This window comes from Vibrio salinus, assembly GCF_021272385.1.
GTDB classification, from domain to species: domain Bacteria; phylum Pseudomonadota; class Gammaproteobacteria; order Enterobacterales; family Vibrionaceae; genus Vibrio; species Vibrio salinus.
In genome coordinates this window covers 771,436-793,987 of sequence record NZ_JAJSDZ010000005.1, presented here as the reverse complement: position 1 = coordinate 793,987, position 22,552 = coordinate 771,436, and the positions used below count along the sequence as shown (strand labels likewise).

Here is a 22,552-nt window from a genome sequence, read left to right as displayed (position 1 = left end):
TTATCCAGAGCTGAGGTTATTTACTATTTAAATGGGTTGAATTTGTCTTGGGTTCTCTCATATATCATAACAGCTTTAATGGCTGAAATTGGTATATCTGAAAAGCATGCTCCTTCTGCATGCAAGTAACATCTTTTATGTGGATTCGAAGAGTTTCTCCATTCATCAACGACTTGTTCAGCAGACCAGAAATCACTTTTGATACTTTCAAATTCAATCTCTAACCAGACTGTCTCATTCTGAGATGATATTCCTGGAACATGACTAAATAATGTGTCACATTTTTTTGCATTAGGCGTTCGAAAATCAAAGAGACAAATCCCGTTCATGGATGTAATAAAAGAATGAGATATAGGATTTGAATTTAATAAACTTGGTGGTGTGGTACTGATAAATCCGGCTTCTTTTATTGTATGCCAATTTTGAGTGGTTGTAGCATGTAATATTTTGCCTTTCAATTCGTTGGGTATTTGGAACATTTTTTCTCTCATTTATTGATGTTGATTTGATTGTATGTTATTCGCGCGGAGTTTCGCTAACTATCTGAAAAGTTATAATTTGATAGAAAATCATGTCTATCGGCAGATAGTTCATCATTTCGAGTTTTAGATGATGAAGGAGTTGCTAAGAACATAAAGCAGTATGTATCGGAACGGTCTGGTGATTTTATGTTTAATTTTTCCCGCATTTCTTTCTTTGATGTAACTACCCATTGTCCTAATTCATTAATAAAAACAGGTAGTCGACTCATTTGATCTTTAGTCATTTCGCTTGAATCGATTTTTAACCGATCTGTTTTTACTGCGTTACGCATCATGATATGGCTATAAGCGCGCTTGTTGATAAATCGACTTCTCGCATTTTTATTGAAGACGGGTTTTCCCCAACGGATTTCCTGAACGTTTAATCCAATTTCTTGAGCTATTTTAACGGTTGAAAACCCGACGCCATCACCGTCAATGACAACTAAAATATTTTCAGAGAGATAAGGTGCTACTACTTTTTTTATCTCATAGGCAAAGTCAATAGGATCAATCTCCGAGGACATCTCAAATAGTTGGTGCGATAGTACAATTCGATGTTCTGGTTCATCGATAGATACTTTGCATATATTGATAACGGATTTATCTCGCCCATTGCCCACATCACACGCTGCAACCCATCCCCAATCGGTATTGGATATGTCAATGTGGCACGATGCCGCTCGATCACAATCTAATCGGCTTAGTAAATAACCTTCCATGTTGTTAGGAAAACGCCCCAGTACTTTGATTTGATATTCTGGAGAGTCTTCACCACCATATGAAATTAACTTTTCACCGATGAATTCTGGGGTTACTAAAGGTGATTCTTCGGAGTTAAGTGTTATTGCTTCCCATATATCACTAAGCCGATGGTGAGTATCATAGAAAAAGCCTGATGTTCTTGTCGGTTGACTTAACAGGCACATATTGTTGTGTTCTTCAGTTAGTGCTGCACTTAACACTTGAAGTGCTTTATCCGGTAAGCCACTAGCCTCATCAACAACGACTAAGTATGTGTGGCAGTGTTCCCCGGCAAGGGCTTCCTCATTACCTAGGCGGGCGGATTTTGCAATGCAGCTCCATACGCCCTTGTAACCAACTGCGAAGAATTCTCGTTCGTTAAGTTCGAAGTATTGTGATAACCAAGGCACGTTGGTACAAAGTGCTCTGAAATTTATTTTGATGTATTTCCAGATAACGTTTCTTACTTGAGCCGCATTATTAGCAACGACAACAACTCGGCTTTCTGGGTTTAGTATTATGAAGGCTAAAATCATAATACTGGTCATATCGCTTTTCCCGGTGCCATGCCCGCTAGAGACTGAGACTCTTGAGCCTTTTTTTTGGACTGCTTCTATGATTAGTCGCTGTTGCCAAGTGGGGCTTTTGCCGCAGAGTAGTGCAAATTCAATCCAGTTATATCGGTACTGAAATAAGAATTGAGGGTAACGGGGTTCTGATAAAATAGTTTTAAGTTTATTCATTTATCTGATTCTTCATTGTCACCAAAAAACTTTTTGTTTATGCGTGCTTTTTCGAGATGAATTGCCTTAAGTCTATCTTCCTGTTTGGTTCGTTCTGATTCAATGTTGTTCCAATATTCTTCGGTCATCTTATCGATATCCTGGCGAGTGAATAATTCATCCTCGATTTCGACTGTTGTGTTCTTTAACTCGAAATCGAGCTTTTTAAGTACATATGTCGGAAGGGAACCTAGGTCATTAACTTCAAACTGATAAGCAACATCTAATGCAGTACATCCACCAGTCTGGAGTTTCTTGAGCCATCGATTCTTTATTTTTTGTTTTGCTGGTGGAAGTTCGTCATCAGCGAGTAGTGGTGATTCAAGTGCCTTTTGTATTTGAGGTATTAATTTAGATACTCGGTCTGCACAAGCAAGAGAAACGGCAAGTGCAGACGATACATCTCCCTGTTCATAGAGTTCTTCAATACGAGAACCGCCCAGAATTGCTATTTGAGCAACCTGATTTTTTAATTGGGCAAACTCATAAGAATAATCATTAGCCAAAAAAGCGTCTTTAACCTCCGGAGGCATGTCTCTGGAATATCCTCCGTGAATTAAGGCTGCTTTGTTATTTTTTATAAAACGAGCTCGCCTATATGAATCTAATTCATAGTCGATTTCTTTTACTGCCAATGATTTTATTTTTCTTTCTTTTTTCATAGCTATTATCGCTGTATGTACGGAGCTGTTCGCTCCGTACATGATTAATGTGTTAATTATTTGAGAATGATTCTGCTATCTGTAAATGTATGACGGCTAATACTACTTTTGAGACAGTTGGAGAAAGTTCTTTAATTTCTTGCAGTAACTCCTTCATTCTTTGTCGTCGAATTCCTTTCCTAAAAGTACTAGAGGGTATATCTCTTGCGCTAGCAAAAGCAGACATTGATATTTTTGGTGATTTAACAGTAGCTAATCGGAATTGAGCTGATAATAACGGCCAGTTATATGTATTACGCATGAATCTGACCTCCAAAATCGCTGACTCTGGTTTTATAAAACTCAATAGGGGATGAATAGTAATTACCGTCTTGAGCTAAGAAAGAACTAGTCGGAGTAGCTTTAATTTTCGGTTTTCTGGGGTTATCGTTTAGCAATAATAAGATGTTTATCTTGTATAAATTGCTAGTGGGACCAGATGATGAATAGCGACGTTTTTTGGTAATAAAATTGAGCTCTTCAAGCTTTTTTATGGCTCGTTTTGTAGATGATTCACTGAATCCAGAATTTTGTGAAAGTGTTTTTATTGACGGAAAACATTCAAAATCTCTGTTTACATAAGAAAATAGAGTCATAAGAGTTGCTTTATCGATTCCTGAGAGATTATTCGATTCTGCTGATTGTCTTAATAATTCATTTATTACTGAAAGTGGTGTCATGTGATATAATTCCTTTACTGCAAATAAGTTTGGCGGCTTCGTATGCAGTTAATTGATAATGGTCACAGTGATACGTTCGTTTTCACTGTGGCTTTTTTGTATGGTCTTGTGGGTACTTAGTTAGCGTCAGGTAGACCCACTAACAAACCAATTAACAAACTAAATAACAGTGCTTATGCTGTTTCTCTTGTTTGAACCCATTCCATTAGCTCTGAATAAAGCCAACCAACAGAGTTTCCGTTTGGTGTGAGTTTTCTGCGTTTTGGAAAGAGACCTAGCTTTTCTAACTCCCAGGTACGAACTCTTGATAAGCCTGTTAAGTGAAATCTTTCTGGTTCTCGTACTACGCGATCAATAAACGAATATTGAAGTTTTTGTGCTTGATTTTCCATATAGCCTCCGAAGCTGTATTATTGTGTTCGAAGGCTATTGTGGTGGTTTATTGAGAAAGGAACTAGATAGAAGTGCTAGCGTTTTTACTATGTTTTGAAATTATTTTAGAGCATCAATAATTATCTTGTTATTGAAATTATCATTTAATAATAAGTAGACTTCATTTTGTTTAGGGTAATCACTCTCAGGTCTTCTAGCTAACGAAACGTTGTGTTGTTCGCAGTAGTATTTGATGACACTTGTTATTGTGCTTTTTGCAAAGCGCTTTGTACTAGCCTCATGTAGTCGTTTAAGGATGACTTCTGCTAGACTGGTCTTTTTCGGCATCCTATCTCTGTAATGGTTGTGTACTGATTCAACCATTTTTTCAATAATAGCACGCTCTCTGTTCTTTTTTTCTTGTGTCTTTTTAGCCCCTTTGGATTTATTAAACGCATCGATGCTTAACTTAGATGTGGGCTCCAAATAATCGGTCGTTTCGTTGTAAGTACCGATCAATGAGCCAAGGTTTACGGCTTTCCTTACGAGAATTTCTAACATTGATGGGCTCGCTCCTGCCTCTATTAAGTGTTTTTCCACAGACCTAAAAGCTGCTATAGAATCAGAAGCTTCTCTGATGATTTCATTTTTATTCAGTAGCGAAATTTCGGCATAGGTTCTTGTTTCAAATCTATTATTGGGTAGGTTATTCGCTTGTTCTACAATGTGTTCTAAGAGCTTCTGTCCTTCAGGAATGATGCTGATTACTCTGACTACGTCGCCATACTGGCATAGTTCTTTTTTCTTTAGGCTTATTTTGGGACGATTAGCGGTAAATAAGTTAGGGAATATTTTTTCTTTACTCATAAGATTATTTTCACTGGTTGACTATGCGAAGGATTCCATTGCTTTTACTTAGACTTAAATTTCCTTGAGCTGCATGTTCAATGTATTCACTCCACCAGCACATTACAGGGCGGCGCTGTTCTAGGTAGTCAGTGCGGTTGTAGGCTCGGCGCACTTCATTGCCATCAACATGGGATAGAGCTGCTTCAATTACATCAGGGTTAAAGCCTTGTTCGTTTAACACTGTACTGGCAATAGCTCTTAGTCCGTGTGAAACAAGTTTTCCTTGATAGCCCATTCGTTTAATGGCAGCGTTTGCAGTTTGAGAATTCGTCGGTTTTTTGGGATCTCGATCAGCTGGAAATATAAATGCACGATGAGCACTGATAGGTCTCATTACCTCTAGCAGCTCTATCATTTGAGGGGTTAGGGGAATTGTATGTTCACGACGGTTCTTCATCCGTTCTGCTGGAACTGTCCATACTTTCTTATCCCAATCGATTTCTGACCATTTAGCTCCTGATGATTCTTGAGGTCTTGTCATTGTATGCAGTTGCCATTCGATTAAGCACCGAGTAGTAAGCTTAATGCTTGCTCTCGAGAGGGTAGTCATAAACTGAGGGAGTTCATCTGGACTAATGGTTGGCATATTTTTCTTTTTAGGAGCATGGAAAGCTGAGTGAATCTTGCTTAGTGGATTGGCATGGATAATCCCAGTGTTGACGGCAAAGTCCATGACTTCATTTATGCGTTGGCACAAACGTTTGACAGTTTCGAGTGAACCTTTAGCTGCAATTGGCTTTAACGTATTGATTGTTTCTATAGCCGTAATTTTGCTGATAGGTAATTTGCCTAGCTTTGGGAAAATATGTAATTCAAATGAACGCCAGATATCCGTGGAATAATTTTCTGAAACAGTAGATTTTTTTACAGTCATCCAGGATTCAGATATTTTTTCGAAAGTGTGTTCTAGTTCAGCGAGTTTTCCACGTGTCTCTTGCTGTTTGTGTTCTCTTGGATCGATTTGCTTGGCTAAGAGTGTTAAAGCTTCAAGTCTAAGCTTACGGGCTTCTGAAAGACTGATTTCTGGAAAACTACCGAATGAAATGTTTGTACGCTTCTTGGTATACGGTTTTTGATATTTGAAAATCCAAACTTTACTACCTGATGGGCGAATACTTAGCATTAAACCCTGTCCGTCGCTTAATGTGTATTCTTTCTCTTTGGATTTAGCTTGTTGTACTTGTGTTGGCGATAGAGGCTTAACTAAGCGTGCCATGTCGATGTTCCTTATATAGAAAACATGTTAGTACCAAGCATTAGTACTAACCTATATCTTGGTACATTGTTTAGTACCAAAACTTCCGAATTCAATAAAACTGCATCGAACTATTATGAACAACAAAAAGCCCCGAGGCTAGTGCCTTCGGGGCTTTAGATAACGTTATCGAACGTTTTCGTATACGAATTTGGTGGAGCTGGGGGGATTTGAACCCCCGTCCGGAAACCATTCCTCTTTGGTACTACATGCTTAGTCGATCTTTAATTTCACCACCCGACTGCGAACCGACACGCGACCGAATGACTAACCTGAATTAAATCTTACGCTTCATCCCTCAGGTGGGGGAATCCACGCCAGCTTGATTGGGTTTGACCTTCTGAACTCCCCGTCCTACAAGCGGAGGCTAGGGCAGAAGGGCTCTGAGCAGGTTATTAAGCTGCTAGTGCGTAGTTTTCGTCGTTTGCGACTATTTGTTTGCGGTTTGTTAACGAGGCCTACCGCACCTCGGCATGCACCTCAGACTTCAGCATTCCCGTCGAATCCTAAATCAGCCCCTGAGGTAGATTGTGCATACTACCAGATATAAGGATAGTGTCCAGTGTTGCACCTATCAAGTGATTAACTTTAATCCACTTTTTGTGATTTAAATGAGATTGCGGATTTGGGCAGCATAAGAGATAGCATCTAAACTTGATAAAATGAGGTATGATATTCAGAGAGTGTATCGGTATGAAGAAACCGGATCATGTGTGTGGATACGTTTCTCCTGATGGGTGGAAATGCGATCAGCCTGCCGGAGAGTCAGGTCTCTGTTACTGGCACGATCCCGACATTGATAAAAGTGATGATGATGTAAAAGTGAAAGTCGAAGAGTGGGCGCATTCAGGGCGGCCGCTTGATGGCTTTCAGTTGGCAAAAACCAACCTGAGAGACATTAATCTGGTTAACTCCGGAGCTAAATGTGGTTTTCAGTGTCGTAACGTGGATTTTTACCGGGCGGACTTAACCAAGGCACACTTTTTCGGACTGGATTTACGTGGATCTTCATTAATGAAAGCTAAGTTGTTGGATGCCAATCTAAATTGCGCTCAGGTTGAAGGGGCTAATTTTTTGGGGGCCGATCTGTCCCGGATGCGTTTGGAAAATGTAAGTTGGGGACATTTTCTGAAACAGGAAAAGCTGGCGTATGAACACCAGAAATCGAAACAGACTGAAGAAGCCAGACTACTGTTTCAGGAATCGGAAGAAGTCTGCCGTAATATCAGAAAACAGTGTGAAAAACAGGGGTTATTTGAAAATGCCGGTGTTTTTTTTAAACGGGAAATGCGGTTCCGGCGTTATCAGATGCCATTTTTCAGTTCAAAAAGAGCGGTGTCTAAGATAGTCGATTTGTTCTGTGGGTATGGTGAAGAGCCCATACGGGTGGTTCTGTTCTCCATTTTTCTTATTTTAAGTTGTGCCTGCATTTATTTTGTATTGGATACCGTGCCGATATCCAGTGAGTATGATCCGGAACGGGTTGTGGTCTTTTATCTTATTGAGTTTCTGAATGCGGTGTATTTTAGCGTGGTTACGTTTACGACATTGGGCTATGGCGATATATCTCCGGTGGGGATTGCCCGTTTTGTGGCGGCAACGGAAGCCTTTCTGGGAAGTTTTATGATGGCCTTGTTTGTAGTTGTATTTGTAAAAAAAATGACGAGGTAAAAGTTAGGAGTATAAAAAAGGCAACAGATCTTAGTGTCGTTGCCTCTTGGTAATATCAGCCGGAAAGCTAGCGCAATGAACTTTTCATTACCCGGGATTTTTCGCGCTGCCAGTCTTTTTCTTTCAGATCGGCACGTTTATCGTGAAGTTTTTTACCTTTAGCGACGCCGATTTTCAATTTGGCCCAGGAACGCGACCAATATAACGTCAAAGCGGCTAGCGTCATACCGTCACGGTTTGTCTTGCCGATAAGGTTGTCAAGTTCACGCCGGGACAGAAGCAGTTTGCGTACGCGTGTTGGATCTGCCACAACATGAGTGGATGCCTGTTTCAGAGGAGTGATCGTCATACCAGAGATAAAGGCTTCGCCCTCTTTAAGGAAAACGTAGCTTTCAGCGATATTGGCTTTACCCTGACGAAGTGATTTCACTTCCCAGCCCTGAAGCTCCAGCCCCGCTTCTATTTCATCTTCGATGAAGAATTCGTGGCGAGCTTTTTTATTCTGAGCAATGGTATTGCTGCTTGGTTTCGTTTTTTTCTTTGCCATAGTGTGGCTCATTATACGTATCAGATTACGTTAAGGAAATCCTTTTATTGCGTCTGACGAGAATAAAAGTAAAATTGCGACAGCCTTGCTGTTTAGGCTATACAGAGGAGTCATTATGAAGCAGATGAGTCGTTCGGCGTTAGTGTCGTTTAGTGCTGAACAAATGTACGATTTGGTCAACGATGTTGACGGCTATCCGGAATTTTTGCCGGGATGTTCCGGTTCGAAAGTGATCGAAGCAACATCGGAAAAAATGGTGGCATCTGTGGATGTATCAAAAGTCGGGATCAGTAAAACGTTTACGACATCTAACCGGTTGATACCGGGCGAAGCAATTTTAATGACGCTGGTGGACGGACCTTTTAAGACGTTGAGTGGCGGGTGGTATTTTACGCCGCTTGATGAACAGGCTTGCAAGGTCGAGCTGAAGCTGGAGTTTGAATTTTCCAGTAAAATGATTGAAATGGCTTTTGGTAAGATCTTTAATGAACTGACGAATAATATGGTGAATGCATTTACCAAACGTGCAAAACAGGTGTATGAAAACAATGAATGCCGAGTCTGATACCATTCAGGTTGAAGTGGCTTATGCGCTGCCCCATGAGCAAAGGGTAATTTCTCTGGTTGTTGAGTCTTCCATGTCCGTTGAAGATATTATCAAGCAATCCGGAATTATCGATGTTTATCCTGAAATTGATTTAACCAAAAATAAAGTCGGCGTTTTCGGGCGTACCGTTAAGCTTGATTCATTGGTGAGAAATAAAGACCGCATTGAAATTTACCGCCCTTTGATTGCGGATCCGAAAGAGATTCGCCGGAAACGGGCAGAAGAGGCGAGAAAAAAAGCCAAAGCTGCAAACCAATAAAGCTCGCCATTGCGAGCTTTATACTGTCCGTATTCTTTCTTTTATTTCTGTAAGATTCTGAAAAGAACGGTTTAATGAATGCCTTCGAAGAAGTTTTCGCCATTATTAAAATCGCCAGCAATCTTAACCAGACTACCGTTTTCATTGAACTTAACAATTAAATTTTTCTGAACGGTTTTTCCGTTGCCTGGCTTATGGCTGTATATGTAGTACCAGGTATTTGGATAGCCGTTCTCGACAAGCATTGGTGAGCCCATTACATAACGGACCTGATCTTTGCTCATGCCAAATTTTAGCTGGTCAACGGATTGTTGCTCAACATAATTACCCTGATTGATATCGATTCGGTACACTAATTTGTTGGCAACGGAACAGCCGCTCAACATAATGAGCGAGGCTGGTACTAGGAAAAACCATTTTTTCAACTGCATAAAGATTACTGATAATGTCGTTATTCAAGAAACTGCTCCGATAATAAACAAGGTTAGAGCAGATGTAAAAGCATACTTAGTGTTCTGAATACTTATGACCACAGTTTTTTTAATTGGTTTCATCAATAAGCACAAAAAAAACCTTATGCTGCAATTAGTAACTCTTTTGCATTAGCTAACGTGGTTTCTGTAATAGTACTTCCGCCCAAAAGCCTTGCCAGCTCTTCAATCCTCTGTTCTGTATTCAGTGGGAGCATCTGGGTCTCTGTTTTTCCTGCCTTGCTATTTTTCGCAACAAAGAGCTGCTGATGACCGCATCCGGCTACCTGAGGCAAATGGGTAACGCATAAAACCTGAGTAGATTCGCCCAACTGGCGTAGCATTTTGCCGACAATAGCTGCCGTTGGGCCACTGATACCCACATCGACTTCATCGAAAATAAGGCTTGGTGTATCGACTTTTTGGGCAGTAATAACCTGGATCGCCAGTGATATACGAGAAAGTTCACCACCGGATGCCACTTTGCTGATTGCCTGTAAAGGTTGCCCGGGGTTGGTTGATACCAGAAAGCTGACGGAATCACACCCCAGTGGAGAAGGGCGGTTTTCATCGTAGTCAAGCTGAATCGAAAATTTGGCTTTTTCCATGCTTAGTTCATGCATGCTCTTACTGATGAGTTTATTCAGTTCTTTTGCGTATCTGGCCCGGGATTTATGTAACTTTTCTGCCTGTTTCCTGAAATGGCGTAATTTGTTTTCAACGTCCGCTTCCCGTTCCTGAATTTTTTCATCAGAGCTGTCCAGTGTTTCAATTTGTTTCCGAAGCGCCTGATGGTGAGAGTAAAGTTCATCCGGCTGGACATAATGTTTACGGGCCAGAGACATGACTTTTGAATAACGCTCTTCCACCCAGGCCATTTGTTCCGGATCAACATCAATGTTATCAAGATAAAGCCTCAGCTCACTGCTGGTTTCTTCTAGCTGGATAACGGCTTCCGAAAGCATCGAAGGAAGCCCGGTTAACTTGTCATCCAGTTCCGATAAACTGATAAGGTGATGATTAATGGTCTGTAATAAATTAAGAGCATTGCATTCTTCATTGTCATTGAGAAGATCAACCGCCTGTTGGCAGTGGGCAGCCAGTTCACCGCTGTTTGAAAGACGTTTATGTTCTTGTTCAAGCTCCATAAATTCATCTTCGTTGAGCGCCAGCTCATCTAATTCTTTTAGCTGGTATTCTAAAAGCTGGATCTGAGCCTGATTCTGTTGGCTGTTCTCTTTTAGCTGTGCCAGTTCATTTCTGGCGTGACACCAGTCCTGATACGTCTTTCTGGTGGTACTTAATAAGGAGGCGTGCCCGGAATACTGATCGAGCATGGATATCTGATGCTCGGTTTTCATTAGCTGCTGGTGAGCATGTTGGCCGTGAATATTGATTAACAACTGACCAAGAGATTTGAGTTGTGATAATGGGACCGGGCTACCATTGATGAACGCTCTGGAACGTCCTTCTTTTGAAATGGTCCGGCGCAGAATACATTCGGTACCGTCAAGCAGATCGTTGTCTTCCAGCCACCGGGAGGCATTCAGGTTATTGTCGAGAGAAAAGGCGGCACTCACATCGGTTTTCTCTTCTCCCTGGCGAACCATGCCAGTTTCTGCCCGTCCGCCCAGACATAAACTGAGCGCATCAATAGCGATGGATTTACCAGCCCCTGTTTCTCCGGTAATGGTTGTCATTCCTTTTGACAGTTCTAACTGCAAAGATTTTACGATAGCAAAATTGTTTACACTTAAATGAGCCAGCATGATAGTACCTGTATATTAAAACAATACTGTATAAAGAAACAGTATATACTGTTTCTTTATACAGTAAAGAGCTGGTCCATCATTTTATTACCGAATGCGATTTTTGTGATCGGCTACCGGTTAAAACAGTTTATTTGACCAGCCGAGTTTTTCACGCAGAACATGGTAATAACTGTAATGCTCAGGATGGATAAGATGTAACGTATTCGGACTCCGGTAGATGTGTACTTCATCTCCGGGTGAAACCGGAAGTGAAACCTGTCCGTCACAGCTGACTTCCTGCATACCGAGATTGTGAGGTGGAATCAGCAACTTAATATGACGGTTACTGTCGACCACAATTGGGCGGCATGACAGGGTGTGAGGGAACATCGGTACCAGAGAGATGGCATTCAGGCTTGGAGAAAGAATCGGTCCACCTCCCGATAGAGAATAGGCTGTTGAGCCTGTTGGTGTGGAGACAATTAAGCCGTCCGATCGCTGAGAAAATGAGAAGGTATTATCAATATAAACTTCAAACTCGATCATATGAGCAACCTGCCCCGGATGTAGGACGACTTCGTTCAGCGCGGCATTATGGCTTTTTATCTGATCGTGGCGGTGGATTTCAGCTTCCAGAAGGAAACGTTGCTCTTCAATGTAGTTACCGGCCAGTACCTTGGATAATGCTTCCTTAAAATTTTCCGGATTAAGATCAGTCAGAAAGCCGAGGCTTCCGCGGTTGACTCCAATGACCTTTATGTCGAAACGGGACAGGACCCGCGCCGCCCCCAGCATGTTACCGTCACCACCAACGACGATGGCCAAATCTGCTAGATCGCCGACATCTACGATAGACGCGAAATGTTCATCGGGAATATCCGTCAGAATACTGCTCAGCCTGGCATCGATTAAGGCTTTGTATCCTTGCTTTGTTAACCAGTGATATAAGTCGACATGAGTTTGAATTGCTTTCTGATCCCGGGGTTTTCCTATGATAGCAATCACGTCGAAAGATTTTTTCATAATTTTTCCAGACAATTTGGGCTTGAATCAGGACTCATCATCCCCATAATAAAGGCAAGTTATGCTTTTATGCGAATTTTTGTGTAGCCAGTGTAAACCAAACTCACACATTTGTTACATAGATCGTTAAACTCTGGAGATATCATGAGCAACGAAGAAAACAAGGTTAAAGAAGAAGAGCTTCAGCAGGAAACCGTTGAACAGGAAGAAACTGAAGCTGAAGTAGTAGGTAGCGATGCTGATGTGGAATGGAATGAAAGTAGCGACGAACCAGAGCAGGATGATCAGGATGCGAAAATCGCTCAGCTTGAAGCCGCACTGTTAGCTAGTGAAGCCAAAGTAAAAGATCAGCAGGACGCCGTTCTTCGTTCAAAAGCGGAAGTTGAAAACATGCGTCGTCGTACTGAGCAGGAAATTGATAAAGCACGTAAATATGCCCTGGGTCGTTTTGCCGAAGAGTTACTGCCGGTCATCGATAATTTGGAACGTGCGATTCAGGCTGCGGATCCTGAAAATGAAATTGTTAAGCCCATTCTTGAAGGGGTTGAAATGACGCATAAATCGTTCGTTGATACGATTGCGAAGTTTGGGTTGAAAGAAATTAATCCTGAAGGTGAAGCATTTAATCCTGAGTTCCATCAGGCGATGTCTATTCAGGAAAGCCCGGATCATGAGTCAAATACTGTCATGTTTGTTATGCAGAAAGGGTATGAACTTAATGGCCGTGTTATCCGTCCGGCTATGGTGATGGTCGCGAAGTAACAGACAACGTTTCTGTTATTCAACTTAAAAAGGCTGAGATGGATTTCATTTCAGCCTTTTTTGTTATTCACATTTTTTATTCTTACATTTTGTAAGTCACGTTGAAGCCGAAGGTTCGTGTCTGGCCGACAGCGGCTCGGGTTGAGTTGTTGACATAATAAATAATATCTTCATTAGCCAGGTTTTTAACGTAACCATCAATGATAAAGTCACCGATCAGATACTGGATTTGAGCATCAGCCGTTACATAATCACCGGCTTTATAGCTGTCAGTGTTCGCTAAATCAGAGTAATATTCACCAACATAGGTAACATTTGCTCCAAAGGATAAGTTTTGCCCTATGTATTGGGTAAAGCCTGCCGCAATGTTCGAGTTAGGAGCACTTGGCAGTTCATTTCCTTTCTGGGCAATATCATCGCTATCGATTTCGGATTGCAGAAGACCTAAAGAGCCGTGCAGTTGTAAATTGTCTGTTGCCCATAGGGAGCTTTCGATTTCCAGACCATAGGTATGAGCATCATCAATATTGGAGATGTATTCATTGTTTAAAAAGGCCTGATAGCCGGAGTAATCGTTGTAGAACAGACTTGCTGTTAACTCTGCACTTTTTGTAATCTGGCTTTTCACACTGGTTTCGTAGGCGGTAACCGTTTCTTTCTCATAAGAATAGTAATCTCCGAAACCGGTAGAGCTCCAGCTGATACCATCACCACCAGCGTTATAACCCCTCTGTATTGAGGCTGAAAGCGTTGTGTCCGGTGTGATATTATACATAATGCTGGCTTTGGGTAAGAGGATGGTTTCAGAGAGATCTTTATCGATTGTGTAACTTGAATAAGCAAGCAGATAACGGTCTGTATCTTCATTCTCCAGGCGCGCACCACCGGTTAATGTCCATTTATCGGTTAGCTTATAAGACGCTTCACCATAGAGGGCTGAAGTAATAACGGTACTGTTACCATCAAAGGTGGGAGTGGTAAAAGTCGCACTCAGTTTGTTGTCATTTTTTGACAGATATAAGCCAGTAACACCTGACCAGTCAGAATCGGGAGCATTAAATAACAGACGGTTTTCTAGTGTCCATTGCTCTTTGTCTGATTTAACGACACCATTTCGTGGGTACTGCTCAAAATAAACATCTGTTTTTATGTAGCTGATTTGAGTGGCGTTGATAATACCGTCGACTATTTCATAATTTATGTCTGCAGCAATGGAATCAACACTGGAATCCTGTAAACGAATGTTATCACTGGCATCCTTCAAAGTCATGGTCTGAGTTGAATAGCCGCTTTCAGTGTCATTAGCCCAGTTGAGATATTCACCGTCGTATTTATGGTGGTTGAATGTGAGTTTTGCCGATAATCCTGGAATGGAAGCCGGCTCCCAAAGTAATTTAGAACGAATATTGTAGTTTTCTGAATCATCAACGTCAGGTCCGTTATCCAGCTCATCAGTGTCCTGATCGTAATTCATCCATCCTTCGCCTTTTATGCCATCAACTGCCAACCTAAATGCCAGTTCATCGTCGATTATTGGTGCGTTGACCATGGCTGCAAGGTTGCTTTTGACGTTGCCGTTTTTATAGGTTTCCATTCCGGCTCTTGCCGATGCTTCGTACTGATAGGTAGGATCATTGGTTGTAACAACAAGAGCGCCACCAATAGAGTTCGTTCCCTGAACAGTTGATTGCGGGCCTCTCAAAACTTCTACCTGACGGGTGTCCCACAATTTATTAGGTGTAAAACCATAGCCGGACCAGGATTGGGAAATACCATCGACAATGGTTGAAATTCTCGGACGTCCTCCGGTTATAAATGAATATCCGCCAACAGATGCTCCCGTTCCATTGATACCCCGGATAGAAATGGAACCAAATCCACCGGTTATGACGTTAGGAGAAATTGTGGCTAATTCATCAACGGTTTGGGTTTTACCATTTTCGAACTCATCTTCTGTTATTACTGTGACGGCAGCAGTCGTATCTTTCAGACTCTTATCTAACTTTTCTCCCGTCACGGTAATGGTTTCTAATGAAGAATCATTACGTAGGGAGTCATCGGCAGCAAAAGCGGAGAGAGGTAAAAATGCGGTGCCAATTACTGCGGCGATTTGGACAGAGAGTCTCTTTTTTGTATGCCCGGGAGCATTGATGGAAGTCATTATCATTATTTTATCCTTTTCTTGTTAAATTCTAAAAGATGATAATATTAACAATAATGATATTTATTCTCAATTGCATTTTTATGGAATATTTAAAAGTCTCAAAAAGGAATCACCAGAGGTGTTCCGGTTACCGGGTCGGAGATAATTTGGCTTTTAAGGTTAAAAATCTGCTCGATGTTCGTTGCGGTTATCACGTTTCGGGGAGTGCCTGTTGCCTGGATTTCTCCAGATTTCATCATTATTAAATGATCGGCATACCGGCAAGCCTGATTAAGATCATGTAAAACAGCCACAACGGTTTTATTTTGTTCTTCAATCAGTGTCCGGCACAGTTTCAGTATGTCAAGTTGATGGGTTAAATCCAGATACGTTGTTGGCTCGTCTAAAAATAAAATATGGGTATCCTGCGCCAGAGAAGTGGCAATCCAGGCTCGTTGCCTTTGTCCTCCGGATAACTGATTGACTTTCTGATTGCAAAGAGAGGCGATACCGGTTGATTGCATTGCCTGTGTTACTGCCGTTTCATCGGCATCATTCCATTGCTGGAAAAAACTTTGATGTGGGTAGCGTCCTCGGGATACCAGTTCCCGGACGGTAATGCCATCAGGTGTTTGTGTTGTTTGTGGCAATAATGAAATCTGCCGGGCCAGGTATTTAGAGCCAAAATCACAAATTGGTGTATTGTCGAGATAAACGTCACCAGATATAGGGGCGTTTAACCGGCACAACGTTTTGAGCAATGTGGACTTACCACATCCGTTTGGGCCAATAATAGCTGTAAACCGTCCGGTGGGAATGGTGATATTAAGGTTATTACTGATGGGAATGCCATCGTAGCCTAAAGACAGGCGTTGTCCTGAAAGGCGAGAGGTCGGGGAAAGTGATGAGTTTGACATATAGAAACCTTACTTTTCTGAATGGACGAGAATCCACAGTAAATAGATTCCGCCTGACAGAGTGGTGATTTGTCCAATAGGTAAAACAATATTGAATGGGTTTTTTCCGGCGATAAGATCGGCACAGACAAGTAATATGGATCCGGTCAGGGCACTGCCTGTAACAGGAAGTACGGAGCCGGTTAAACGGGCAAAAATTCTGGGCGACGCTAAAGCAACAAATGCAATGGGACCGGATGCGGAAGTGGCGACAGAAGTAAGGATGACGGCAAGCATAATGGCGTATTGTCTTCTCTTTTCTACGTTGATGCCGAGTTGTTTTGCATATTCATCGCCCATTTCGATCATTCGGAGAGGACGGGCAAGATAAATGAGAGTGGGCCATATTACGATAAACGTAAAAAAAACCGGAAGGGCATGCTGCCAGGTTCTGGAGCTGAGAGAGCCGACCAGCCATAAATTTGCCGAGACTGCCTGATCAAGGTCTCCTTTAACTAATAATAATCCATTGAAAGCAAATAAAATGGCACCGACGCCGACCCCAGATAAAATAAGTGAATAACTGGAAGTGGTTTTCCCATGACGGGAGAGCATCAAAACAATCAGAGCTGTTGAGATCCCTCCCGCGATAGCCCCGAGGATAATGCCACTCTGGGAAGTCTGGAAAACAATAATGGCAATAAGGGCTCCTGATGCGGAGCCGGTAGTGAAGCCTATGATGTCCGGTGAACCGAGTGCGTTTCTGGCTACCGATTGAAAAACTGCTCCGGCGACCCCTAGGGAAGCACCAACAAAAATAGCGGTAACGACTCTGGGTAAGCGAATGTTCCAGAATACCATGTGTATCAGTGGTGATGGGGCGGTTCCGGAAAGCGTCGGTATTAAGTCTGAAAAGGAGAGGGTTACTGAGCCGAGAGTCAATCGGTAACCAGTCAGCACCAATAGCGAGATCAACAGCACCAGAATAAGCTTATTCTCCGTGCGGGAATATAAAAAGGTGGTCTGGTGTATGCGAAAGATGGAATGACGCTGAACACCCTGTTCATTTTGCATCATAGTTGTGAAATTCTCCATTTTCTAATCAGGAAGAGGAAAAACGGGCCTCCCAGAAGCGAAGCCATGATTCCGGCACTGACTTCTCCCGGGTATCCAACCCATTTTCCGAGAAGGTCGGCACAGATGAGCATCAGCGCGCCTATGATCGCAGAGTAAGGAATAATCCACCGGTAATCCGGACCGGCAATGGTACGGGCAATGTGTGGTGCAGCTAAGCCGATAAAACTCACCGGACCGATGGCTGCCGTGGTCAGTCCTGAAATAGCGATAATAATAAAAGCGACCGTGACGGTAATGATTTTAAGATTGATTCCCATACTCCGGGCTGATTCCGGTCCAAGGCTAAGGACATTCAGGGTGCGGCCGATAAACAGGGACGGAAGGATGAAAGTGATCAGCCCGATGGTACAGGGAATCAGAACATTGAACCCTCTTCCTTGTAGCGAGCCTACAGTCCAGTGTCTGAACTGATCGAACACGGCATTTTCGCTGTTGATAATGATGATATGGGCGATAGCCAGCAAAACTGCTGAAATTGCAGCTCCGGAGAGAACAAACTTAATGGGATTGAACGACGCTGAATTTTTATTATGAGTCAGTGTGTAGACGAGGCCGCCAGACAAAGCCGCCCCAATCATGCCAAACCACAAATACTGACCGGTATTGTGAATCCCCAGTAGTGCAATAGCGATAACAATTGCGGTTGTGGCTCCGGCATGAATACCAAGTATTCCCGGGTCGGCAAGCGGATTTCGGGTGAGAGCCTGAATAAACGTACCGGCTATACCTAAACTCAGTCCCGTTATCAATCCTAGGAAAATTCTTGGCAGACGAAGATAATGAACCAAAAGGTGCTGACTGTTGTTTGCATCAAACTGAAAAATGGCGCTCAGAGTAGTGGAAGCGTCTATCGTTCTGGAGCCGGAAAACAGGTTTGCTGTCATTAGTAAACCTGTCAGAAAAACTAATGCAGCAAGACGGATAGCCCGTTTCTTAGAATGATAGTGATAGCCGGTACTGACCGTTTTTGCCGGATTAATCATGACTGAAGTGCTTCTCTATACCATCCACAATTTCCATCGCACTGTAGTAATCGATACGAAAAGAGTGTTTGCCCAACCCGTAGACCTGTCCTGCTCTTACCGAGGGCATATTTTTCAGTACCGGATCACTGATGAATGCCGGTACTTTTGTATCATCAGCACTGAGTAAAAACGTGATCGTTCCTTTGAGTTGGGAAAGTTGTTCATAGTGGGCCCAGATAAAGTTGTTTCTTATCGTATCGGTTTCATTCCATGCCGGGTCAGGCGCTTCGACGGAAAAGCCGAGTGAAGCCAGCAACTGGCCATGAGCACTGGTTGGCTGGGCAATCGGATTGGCCATTCCTGCGCCGTGGTAACTGATAATATTGGCTTGACCGGCCGGGATAGATAGCCGTTGTCTGACCGTGTTAATGTGAGCATTAAAGGTGTCAATTACCTGGTTGACATGCGCTGTCGTTCCCAAAGCGTAGCCCAGTTTTTGTGCCAGACTTTGCCATGTCTGGTTACCATAATCGACAATAATGGTCGGAGCAATTTGTCGGAGAACACTGAGCTGGTCAAGAGCGGAGTCGGCTCCGGACTTTGAAACGACAATCAGATCCGGCTGTATCGCAATCGCTTTTTCAATATCCACCTGACCGGCGGGCCATAAAGGGGTAACTCCCCGCTTTTGAGCAATGTGCTTCCACTGGTCAAAATAATGGCCGTAGCTTGTGGTTGCGGAAGCGATAACAGGCGCGTCAATAGTCAGTAACGTCCCGGTCACTGTAACTGAGGTGGACAAAACCCTCATTGGTTGATGAGGTATCCGGGTCTGACTGCCATCGGCATTGATAAACGTTCGTGGCCACTGTACCGATTCCTGAGCCCGAGCCATATTCATCAGGCCAAAGAAGTAAATGCTCGGCAGAATAAAGAAAATAATTTTGCGAATCATTGTTATTCTCATTAAAAAATAAAATGCATTGTAACGTAAAAACGATTTCAATGTGTATAGCGTTTTTTGAACCGGGTTTTGGGGAAATGTAGTGCAGTGGGAAAGTGGAATGGTTCGGTGAGAGAAACAGACGTTGTAAAAGCACCGCCCGCCTTATAGCGAGCGGTATATAAGCAATAGAATGAGTATGTAAATTATCCTATTTCAGCCTGAACTACTGCGGCTTTGCTTTGTCGGTATTCGATAATAACCAGCATAACAATCACAGCAATGGATATCAGACGGTATGGGTTAGGCAGCATGAGTGTCGTTACCGCTAACAGCAGGAATAGAACTTTTTTCGCCATTCCCATTTTGCGGAAAAGATAGCCTTCAATACCTCCGGCAAATGCCACAATTAACGCCGAACAGGCAATGATGGATTCGATGAACTGAAAAGAATTTTCATTGTGTGTCCATATGAGCCCTGAAAAGGCCATCATAGCCGGAATCAGGAAGAAACCCTGCGCCAGTTTGAATGCCTGAACTGCCGATCTCATTGGTGAGGCATTGGCGATTCCGGCACCGGCGAAGGCCGCCAATGCAATCGGTGGCGTGACGTTTGATGTCTGTGATAGCCAGAAGACAATCATGTGAGCAGCTAACAGAGGCACACCCAGATCCATCAGAGAGGGAACTGCCATAACAGATAAGACGATATAGGCTGCCGTAACGGGTAATCCCATTCCGAGAATAACCGCAGCAATGGCAATAAAGATCAGTGCTGACCATAAGTGTCCACCGGACAGGGATGTTAAGAACTGAGTAAACTGTAATCCGATACCGGTTTGTCCTACGACACCGACAACGATACCGGCAGTGGCACAGGCAATGGAAATAGGCAACGCCAGAATGGCCCCTTCACGCATTCCTTCCAGAATGACTTTAACGTTAATTTTTGTGTGTTTTCGGGAGAATGCTGCCACCAGAATGGCGGCACATCCGGCGATACCGACCAGAATAGGAGAGTAGCTCATCACCAATAGGGCGGTGATCAATACCAAAGGTAGCAAAAAGTGCCAGCCTTGCTTCAGGATGCCACCAATTTTATCGGTTTCTGTCAGCCCTTTAAGATTGAGTTTACAGGCCATCAGATGAACATATAAAAGGGTACAGCCGAAATAGAGAATCGCCGGGGCAATTGAAACCAGGATAATGTCACTGTAGGCGATCCCCGTAAACTGAGCCATGACGAACGCGCCGGCACCCATCACGGGGGGCATAATCTGACCACCTGTCGATGCGGCTGCTTCAATTCCGGCAGCCTGTTCTGCTTTGTAACCAAGTTTCTTCATCATTGGAATGGTGAGAGAACCGGTAGTGACCGTATTGGCAATTGCCGAGCCGGAGATTGATCCCAGAGCTGCCGATGCCAGTACACTGGCTTTTGCCGGCCCACCGCGTGATTTACCGGCAATGGCAAAGGCACTGTCTATGAAAAACTGGCCGGCACCGGACACCTGTAGAAAGGCCCCAAACAGAACAAAGATAAATACAACACCAGCTGCAATTGCCAGCGGTGCTCCGAAAACACCATTGGTGGAAAAAATATGGAAGCGGACCATTTCTTCTAATGAGAAGCCTTTACTCGCAATGGAGTCGGGAAGAACGTTGCCATAAAGTGCGTAAACAAGAAATAACCCGGCAACCATTACCATGATCATGCCTACTGCCCGGCGGGTTGCTTCAAGTAACAGCAAGATCATTAAGGCACCGGCCAGTTGATCTTTTGCAGATAATCCGTCCAGCAGGAAAGAGATATCATCATAATCAAACGAAATAACCTGTAGAGCTGCCCAGCAGGTTGCACCGATTAGGGCAAGATCAATGATCCGGCCGATAAAAAAAGGAATGGGTTTAGAGGTTTCCGGTCTGGTTAATGGAAACGATAAAAAAATCAAAATCAATACCCAGCTCAGGTGAACCGGTCTGAATACGGTGGCAGATAACTCGGCAGTTACGCCCTGCCAGATTTGAAATACGGTCAGAGAAATTGCGATAATGCCTGCCAAAAAGGTCAGGGTATTCGCGAACTTCATCTGGCTTGAAGATACTTGTGTCATAATTACACCATCATTTTCTGCAAAGAATGATGAAAAAACATGAACAGCAAGTACGAAGCTTACTGTTCATAAAGTTATTCATATTAATAAGTTATACCCAAGCGACCTGAATCATGCATCTTCAGGTTGCTTGGGTATATAAGAATTATATTGTGCGAACGTGGTTACTGACCGATGTGCTCGTCGTAATATTTTTTTGCACCCGGATGCAATTCCACGCCTTTTAATTTATTCATGTTTTTAACAGTCATAAATTTAGTGACACCAATGGCTTTACGAATCTGATCGATATGATCAAAAGCGACTTTTGTCATTTCGTAGGCCAGTTTGTTGTCTAGTTTTTTATTGACAACAAGTACGTTCCACACTGCCGGGGCAGTAAATTCAGGAACATTTTTATAACTGCCGGCAGGTGCTTCCAAAGGAAGGTAAGAAGGGTTGGCAGTCTGAATTTTCGCTAACTCGTCTTTTGTGAAAGACAAAATGCGAATATTCCGTGTTAATGCCAGTTCTGTTATCGCACCTACGCCGAGGCTGCCAACAATTACACCGGCATCAATCTGACCATTGGCAATAGCACTGGTTGTTGCTGTGTAGTTGAGAGACTGCGCAGTGATGTCTTTTTCCGTGATTCCCAACGTATTTAGAATGTTTACTGAGCTGACGCGTGTACCGGACCCCGGAGCGCCTAAAGAGACTTTTTTCCCTTTCAAATCACTGATGGATTTGATATCAGAATCTGCCGGAACGATGAACTGTACAACGTTTGGATAAAGTGCGAACAGAACGTCTGTTGGCATAGTACGGGGGAAGGGTTTTTCACCATTGTGAGCTTTTAATGCCACATTACCCATTGCAATACCGGCAAGCTGTTTGTTTGTGGCCACTTTTATGATGTTTTCAACTGATGCGGCGGTAACTTCGGCCCGCATATTGAAGTTGGGTATGTTTTCACTCCAGATTTTAGCCAGTGTTCCACCCAGTGGGTAATAGGTTCCACTTTGACTACCGGTACCAATTGTGTAGTTTTCAGCCATTACATTTTGGGTGAGACCGAGACCTAAACCCAAAACCAAAACCAATAGTGTTTTTGTCAATGCTTTATACATTAAATACTCCTTTATGCCTTTTCGTCTCAGGTCCTTCGACATGATGACGGTTTAGGGTACGTCCATTTCACATGTGCATAATATTTAATCAGCTTATTTAGTTAATACCACGACACCTGATGAACCACGTAATACTCGTTGGTCAAACTTTAGCCTGAATCACAAGTTTCTGACGAAAATGAAAACCATTT

23 protein-coding genes and 1 other RNA gene are annotated in these 22,552 nt (G+C 43.0%); 4 read left to right on the top strand and 20 right to left on the bottom strand.

From position 1 onward, the window contains the following. Positions 1 to 23: 23 nt before the first annotated feature. The 9 genes from LRQ06_RS03850 to ssrA form a co-directional block, all read right to left on the bottom strand. Entirely contained in the window at positions 24 to 479 is a 456-nt protein-coding gene (locus LRQ06_RS03850; RefSeq protein WP_232765116.1) for a hypothetical protein, read from the bottom strand. Positions 480 to 535: 56 nt separating this feature from the next. After that, the gene (locus LRQ06_RS03845) at positions 536 to 2,008 is read right to left on the bottom strand and encodes a terminase (RefSeq protein ID WP_232765115.1); all 1,473 of its coding nucleotides are present in this window, start codon (positions 2,006 to 2,008) and stop codon (positions 536 to 538) included. Then, the gene (locus tag LRQ06_RS03840; RefSeq protein WP_232765114.1) at positions 2,005 to 2,709 is read right to left on the bottom strand and encodes a 3-phosphoshikimate 1-carboxyvinyltransferase; all 705 of its coding nucleotides are present in this window, start codon (positions 2,707 to 2,709) and stop codon (positions 2,005 to 2,007) included. The genes LRQ06_RS03845 and LRQ06_RS03840 overlap by 4 nt, the downstream gene beginning before the upstream one ends. Before the next feature lie 52 nt (positions 2,710 to 2,761). Next, entirely contained in the window at positions 2,762 to 3,010 is a 249-nt protein-coding gene (locus LRQ06_RS03835) for a hypothetical protein (RefSeq protein ID WP_232765113.1), read from the bottom strand. Then, on the bottom strand, positions 3,003 to 3,428 hold the full coding sequence (locus LRQ06_RS03830; protein ID WP_232765112.1) for a helix-turn-helix domain-containing protein: 426 nt from the start codon (positions 3,426 to 3,428) through the stop codon (positions 3,003 to 3,005). The genes LRQ06_RS03835 and LRQ06_RS03830 overlap by 8 nt, the downstream gene beginning before the upstream one ends. Positions 3,429 to 3,601: 173 nt before the next feature. After that, the gene (locus LRQ06_RS03825) at positions 3,602 to 3,820 is read right to left on the bottom strand and encodes an AlpA family phage regulatory protein (RefSeq protein ID WP_232765111.1); all 219 of its coding nucleotides are present in this window, start codon (positions 3,818 to 3,820) and stop codon (positions 3,602 to 3,604) included. A gap of 100 nt (positions 3,821 to 3,920) precedes the next feature. After that, on the bottom strand, positions 3,921 to 4,667 hold the full coding sequence (locus LRQ06_RS03820; RefSeq protein WP_232765110.1) for a hypothetical protein: 747 nt from the start codon (positions 4,665 to 4,667) through the stop codon (positions 3,921 to 3,923). A 10-nt stretch (positions 4,668 to 4,677) separates the two neighbouring features. Continuing rightward, positions 4,678 to 5,925 carry an integrase domain-containing protein gene (locus LRQ06_RS03815; protein WP_232765109.1) on the bottom strand — a complete coding sequence of 416 codons (1,248 nt, stop codon included), beginning with the start codon at positions 5,923 to 5,925 and terminating at the stop codon, positions 4,678 to 4,680. A gap of 191 nt (positions 5,926 to 6,116) precedes the next feature. Continuing rightward, positions 6,117 to 6,483: a transfer-messenger RNA gene (gene ssrA / locus LRQ06_RS03810) on the bottom strand. A gap of 174 nt (positions 6,484 to 6,657) precedes the next feature. Between ssrA and LRQ06_RS03805 the strand changes: the two genes are divergently transcribed. Then, positions 6,658 to 7,635 (top strand): ion channel, encoded by a 978-nt coding sequence (locus tag LRQ06_RS03805; RefSeq protein ID WP_232765108.1) that lies wholly within the window; start codon positions 6,658 to 6,660, stop codon positions 7,633 to 7,635. A gap of 67 nt (positions 7,636 to 7,702) precedes the next feature. On the opposite strand, the gene smpB is transcribed toward LRQ06_RS03805, so the two are convergent. Continuing rightward, positions 7,703 to 8,182 carry an SsrA-binding protein SmpB gene (gene smpB / locus LRQ06_RS03800; protein WP_232765107.1) on the bottom strand — a complete coding sequence of 160 codons (480 nt, stop codon included), beginning with the start codon at positions 8,180 to 8,182 and terminating at the stop codon, positions 7,703 to 7,705. Between the two features lie 115 nt (positions 8,183 to 8,297). Between smpB and LRQ06_RS03795 the strand changes: the two genes are divergently transcribed. Together LRQ06_RS03795 and LRQ06_RS03790 are read left to right on the top strand one after the other, a co-directional pair. Then, the gene (locus tag LRQ06_RS03795; protein WP_232765106.1) at positions 8,298 to 8,747 is read left to right on the top strand and encodes an SRPBCC family protein; all 450 of its coding nucleotides are present in this window, start codon (positions 8,298 to 8,300) and stop codon (positions 8,745 to 8,747) included. Continuing rightward, entirely contained in the window at positions 8,731 to 9,048 is a 318-nt protein-coding gene (locus LRQ06_RS03790; RefSeq protein ID WP_232765105.1) for an RnfH family protein, read from the top strand. Before LRQ06_RS03795 ends, LRQ06_RS03790 begins: the two co-directional genes overlap by 17 nt. Before the next feature lie 71 nt (positions 9,049 to 9,119). Here LRQ06_RS03790 and bamE read toward each other — a convergent pair whose 3' ends face one another. The 3 genes from bamE to nadK form a co-directional block, all read right to left on the bottom strand. Beyond that, positions 9,120 to 9,479, bottom strand: a complete 360-nt coding sequence (bamE, locus tag LRQ06_RS03785) for an outer membrane protein assembly factor BamE (protein ID WP_232765104.1) — start codon at positions 9,477 to 9,479, stop codon at positions 9,120 to 9,122. Between the two features lie 143 nt (positions 9,480 to 9,622). Then, a complete protein-coding gene (gene recN, locus LRQ06_RS03780; RefSeq protein WP_232765103.1) occupies positions 9,623 to 11,287 on the bottom strand; it encodes a DNA repair protein RecN in 1,665 nt (554 codons plus the stop codon). Between the two features lie 120 nt (positions 11,288 to 11,407). Then, a complete protein-coding gene (gene nadK, locus LRQ06_RS03775) occupies positions 11,408 to 12,292 on the bottom strand; it encodes an NAD(+) kinase (RefSeq protein WP_232765102.1) in 885 nt (294 codons plus the stop codon). A gap of 144 nt (positions 12,293 to 12,436) precedes the next feature. On the opposite strand from nadK, the gene grpE reads away from it, so the two are divergent. Beyond that, a complete protein-coding gene (grpE, locus tag LRQ06_RS03770) occupies positions 12,437 to 13,054 on the top strand; it encodes a nucleotide exchange factor GrpE (protein WP_232765101.1) in 618 nt (205 codons plus the stop codon). A gap of 82 nt (positions 13,055 to 13,136) precedes the next feature. Here the strand turns inward: grpE and LRQ06_RS03765 are convergent, their stop codons facing one another. The 7 genes from LRQ06_RS03765 to LRQ06_RS03735 form a co-directional block, all read right to left on the bottom strand. Next, positions 13,137 to 15,221 (bottom strand): TonB-dependent receptor, encoded by a 2,085-nt coding sequence (locus LRQ06_RS03765; protein WP_232765100.1) that lies wholly within the window; start codon positions 15,219 to 15,221, stop codon positions 13,137 to 13,139. A gap of 95 nt (positions 15,222 to 15,316) precedes the next feature. Next, the gene (locus LRQ06_RS03760; protein WP_232765099.1) at positions 15,317 to 16,114 is read right to left on the bottom strand and encodes an ABC transporter ATP-binding protein; all 798 of its coding nucleotides are present in this window, start codon (positions 16,112 to 16,114) and stop codon (positions 15,317 to 15,319) included. A 9-nt stretch (positions 16,115 to 16,123) separates the two neighbouring features. Further along, complete coding sequence (locus LRQ06_RS03755; protein ID WP_232765098.1) at positions 16,124 to 17,170, bottom strand: FecCD family ABC transporter permease; 1,047 nt, start codon at positions 17,168 to 17,170, stop codon at positions 16,124 to 16,126. Then, complete coding sequence (locus tag LRQ06_RS03750; protein WP_232765097.1) at positions 17,167 to 18,213, bottom strand: FecCD family ABC transporter permease; 1,047 nt, start codon at positions 18,211 to 18,213, stop codon at positions 17,167 to 17,169. Before LRQ06_RS03750 ends, LRQ06_RS03755 begins: the two co-directional genes overlap by 4 nt. Next, a complete protein-coding gene (fepB, locus tag LRQ06_RS03745; protein WP_232765096.1) occupies positions 18,206 to 19,150 on the bottom strand; it encodes a Fe2+-enterobactin ABC transporter substrate-binding protein in 945 nt (314 codons plus the stop codon). The genes LRQ06_RS03750 and fepB overlap by 8 nt, the downstream gene beginning before the upstream one ends. Before the next feature lie 194 nt (positions 19,151 to 19,344). After that, positions 19,345 to 21,252 (bottom strand): TRAP transporter permease, encoded by a 1,908-nt coding sequence (locus LRQ06_RS03740; protein ID WP_232765095.1) that lies wholly within the window; start codon positions 21,250 to 21,252, stop codon positions 19,345 to 19,347. Between the two features lie 164 nt (positions 21,253 to 21,416). Continuing rightward, positions 21,417 to 22,361, bottom strand: coding sequence for a TAXI family TRAP transporter solute-binding subunit (locus tag LRQ06_RS03735; RefSeq protein WP_232765094.1), 945 nt, complete (start codon positions 22,359 to 22,361; stop codon positions 21,417 to 21,419). Positions 22,362 to 22,552 lie beyond the last annotated feature (191 nt).

Excerpts from the sequence above, each read along its gene's own strand:
- LRQ06_RS03735 (WP_232765094.1), bottom strand. The coding sequence starts at position 22,361 with ATGTATAAAGCATTGACAAAAACACTATTGGTTTTGGTTTTGGGTTTA.
- nadK (WP_232765102.1), bottom strand. The coding sequence starts at position 12,292 with ATGAAAAAATCTTTCGACGTGATTGCTATCATAGGAAAACCCCGGGAT.
- recN (WP_232765103.1), bottom strand. The coding sequence starts at position 11,287 with ATGCTGGCTCATTTAAGTGTAAACAATTTTGCTATCGTAAAATCTTTG.
- LRQ06_RS03805 (WP_232765108.1), top strand. The coding sequence starts at position 6,658 with ATGAAGAAACCGGATCATGTGTGTGGATACGTTTCTCCTGATGGGTGG.
- smpB (WP_232765107.1), bottom strand. The coding sequence starts at position 8,182 with ATGGCAAAGAAAAAAACGAAACCAAGCAGCAATACCATTGCTCAGAAT.
- LRQ06_RS03825 (WP_232765111.1), bottom strand. The coding sequence starts at position 3,820 with ATGGAAAATCAAGCACAAAAACTTCAATATTCGTTTATTGATCGCGTA.
- bamE (WP_232765104.1), bottom strand. The coding sequence starts at position 9,479 with ATGCAGTTGAAAAAATGGTTTTTCCTAGTACCAGCCTCGCTCATTATG.
- LRQ06_RS03760 (WP_232765099.1), bottom strand. The coding sequence starts at position 16,114 with ATGTCAAACTCATCACTTTCCCCGACCTCTCGCCTTTCAGGACAACGC.
- LRQ06_RS03815 (WP_232765109.1), bottom strand. The coding sequence starts at position 5,925 with ATGGCACGCTTAGTTAAGCCTCTATCGCCAACACAAGTACAACAAGCT.
- LRQ06_RS03740 (WP_232765095.1), bottom strand. The coding sequence starts at position 21,252 with ATGACACAAGTATCTTCAAGCCAGATGAAGTTCGCGAATACCCTGACC.
- grpE (WP_232765101.1), top strand. The coding sequence starts at position 12,437 with ATGAGCAACGAAGAAAACAAGGTTAAAGAAGAAGAGCTTCAGCAGGAA.
- LRQ06_RS03850 (WP_232765116.1), bottom strand. The coding sequence starts at position 479 with ATGTTCCAAATACCCAACGAATTGAAAGGCAAAATATTACATGCTACA.
- LRQ06_RS03845 (WP_232765115.1), bottom strand. The coding sequence starts at position 2,008 with ATGAATAAACTTAAAACTATTTTATCAGAACCCCGTTACCCTCAATTC.
- LRQ06_RS03790 (WP_232765105.1), top strand. The coding sequence starts at position 8,731 with ATGAATGCCGAGTCTGATACCATTCAGGTTGAAGTGGCTTATGCGCTG.
- LRQ06_RS03835 (WP_232765113.1), bottom strand. The coding sequence starts at position 3,010 with ATGCGTAATACATATAACTGGCCGTTATTATCAGCTCAATTCCGATTA.
- LRQ06_RS03765 (WP_232765100.1), bottom strand. The coding sequence starts at position 15,221 with ATGATAATGACTTCCATCAATGCTCCCGGGCATACAAAAAAGAGACTC.
- LRQ06_RS03830 (WP_232765112.1), bottom strand. The coding sequence starts at position 3,428 with ATGACACCACTTTCAGTAATAAATGAATTATTAAGACAATCAGCAGAA.
- LRQ06_RS03795 (WP_232765106.1), top strand. The coding sequence starts at position 8,298 with ATGAAGCAGATGAGTCGTTCGGCGTTAGTGTCGTTTAGTGCTGAACAA.
- LRQ06_RS03820 (WP_232765110.1), bottom strand. The coding sequence starts at position 4,667 with ATGAGTAAAGAAAAAATATTCCCTAACTTATTTACCGCTAATCGTCCC.
- LRQ06_RS03755 (WP_232765098.1), bottom strand. The coding sequence starts at position 17,170 with ATGATGCAAAATGAACAGGGTGTTCAGCGTCATTCCATCTTTCGCATA.
- fepB (WP_232765096.1), bottom strand. The coding sequence starts at position 19,150 with ATGATTCGCAAAATTATTTTCTTTATTCTGCCGAGCATTTACTTCTTT.
- LRQ06_RS03750 (WP_232765097.1), bottom strand. The coding sequence starts at position 18,213 with ATGATTAATCCGGCAAAAACGGTCAGTACCGGCTATCACTATCATTCT.
- LRQ06_RS03840 (WP_232765114.1), bottom strand. The coding sequence starts at position 2,709 with ATGAAAAAAGAAAGAAAAATAAAATCATTGGCAGTAAAAGAAATCGAC.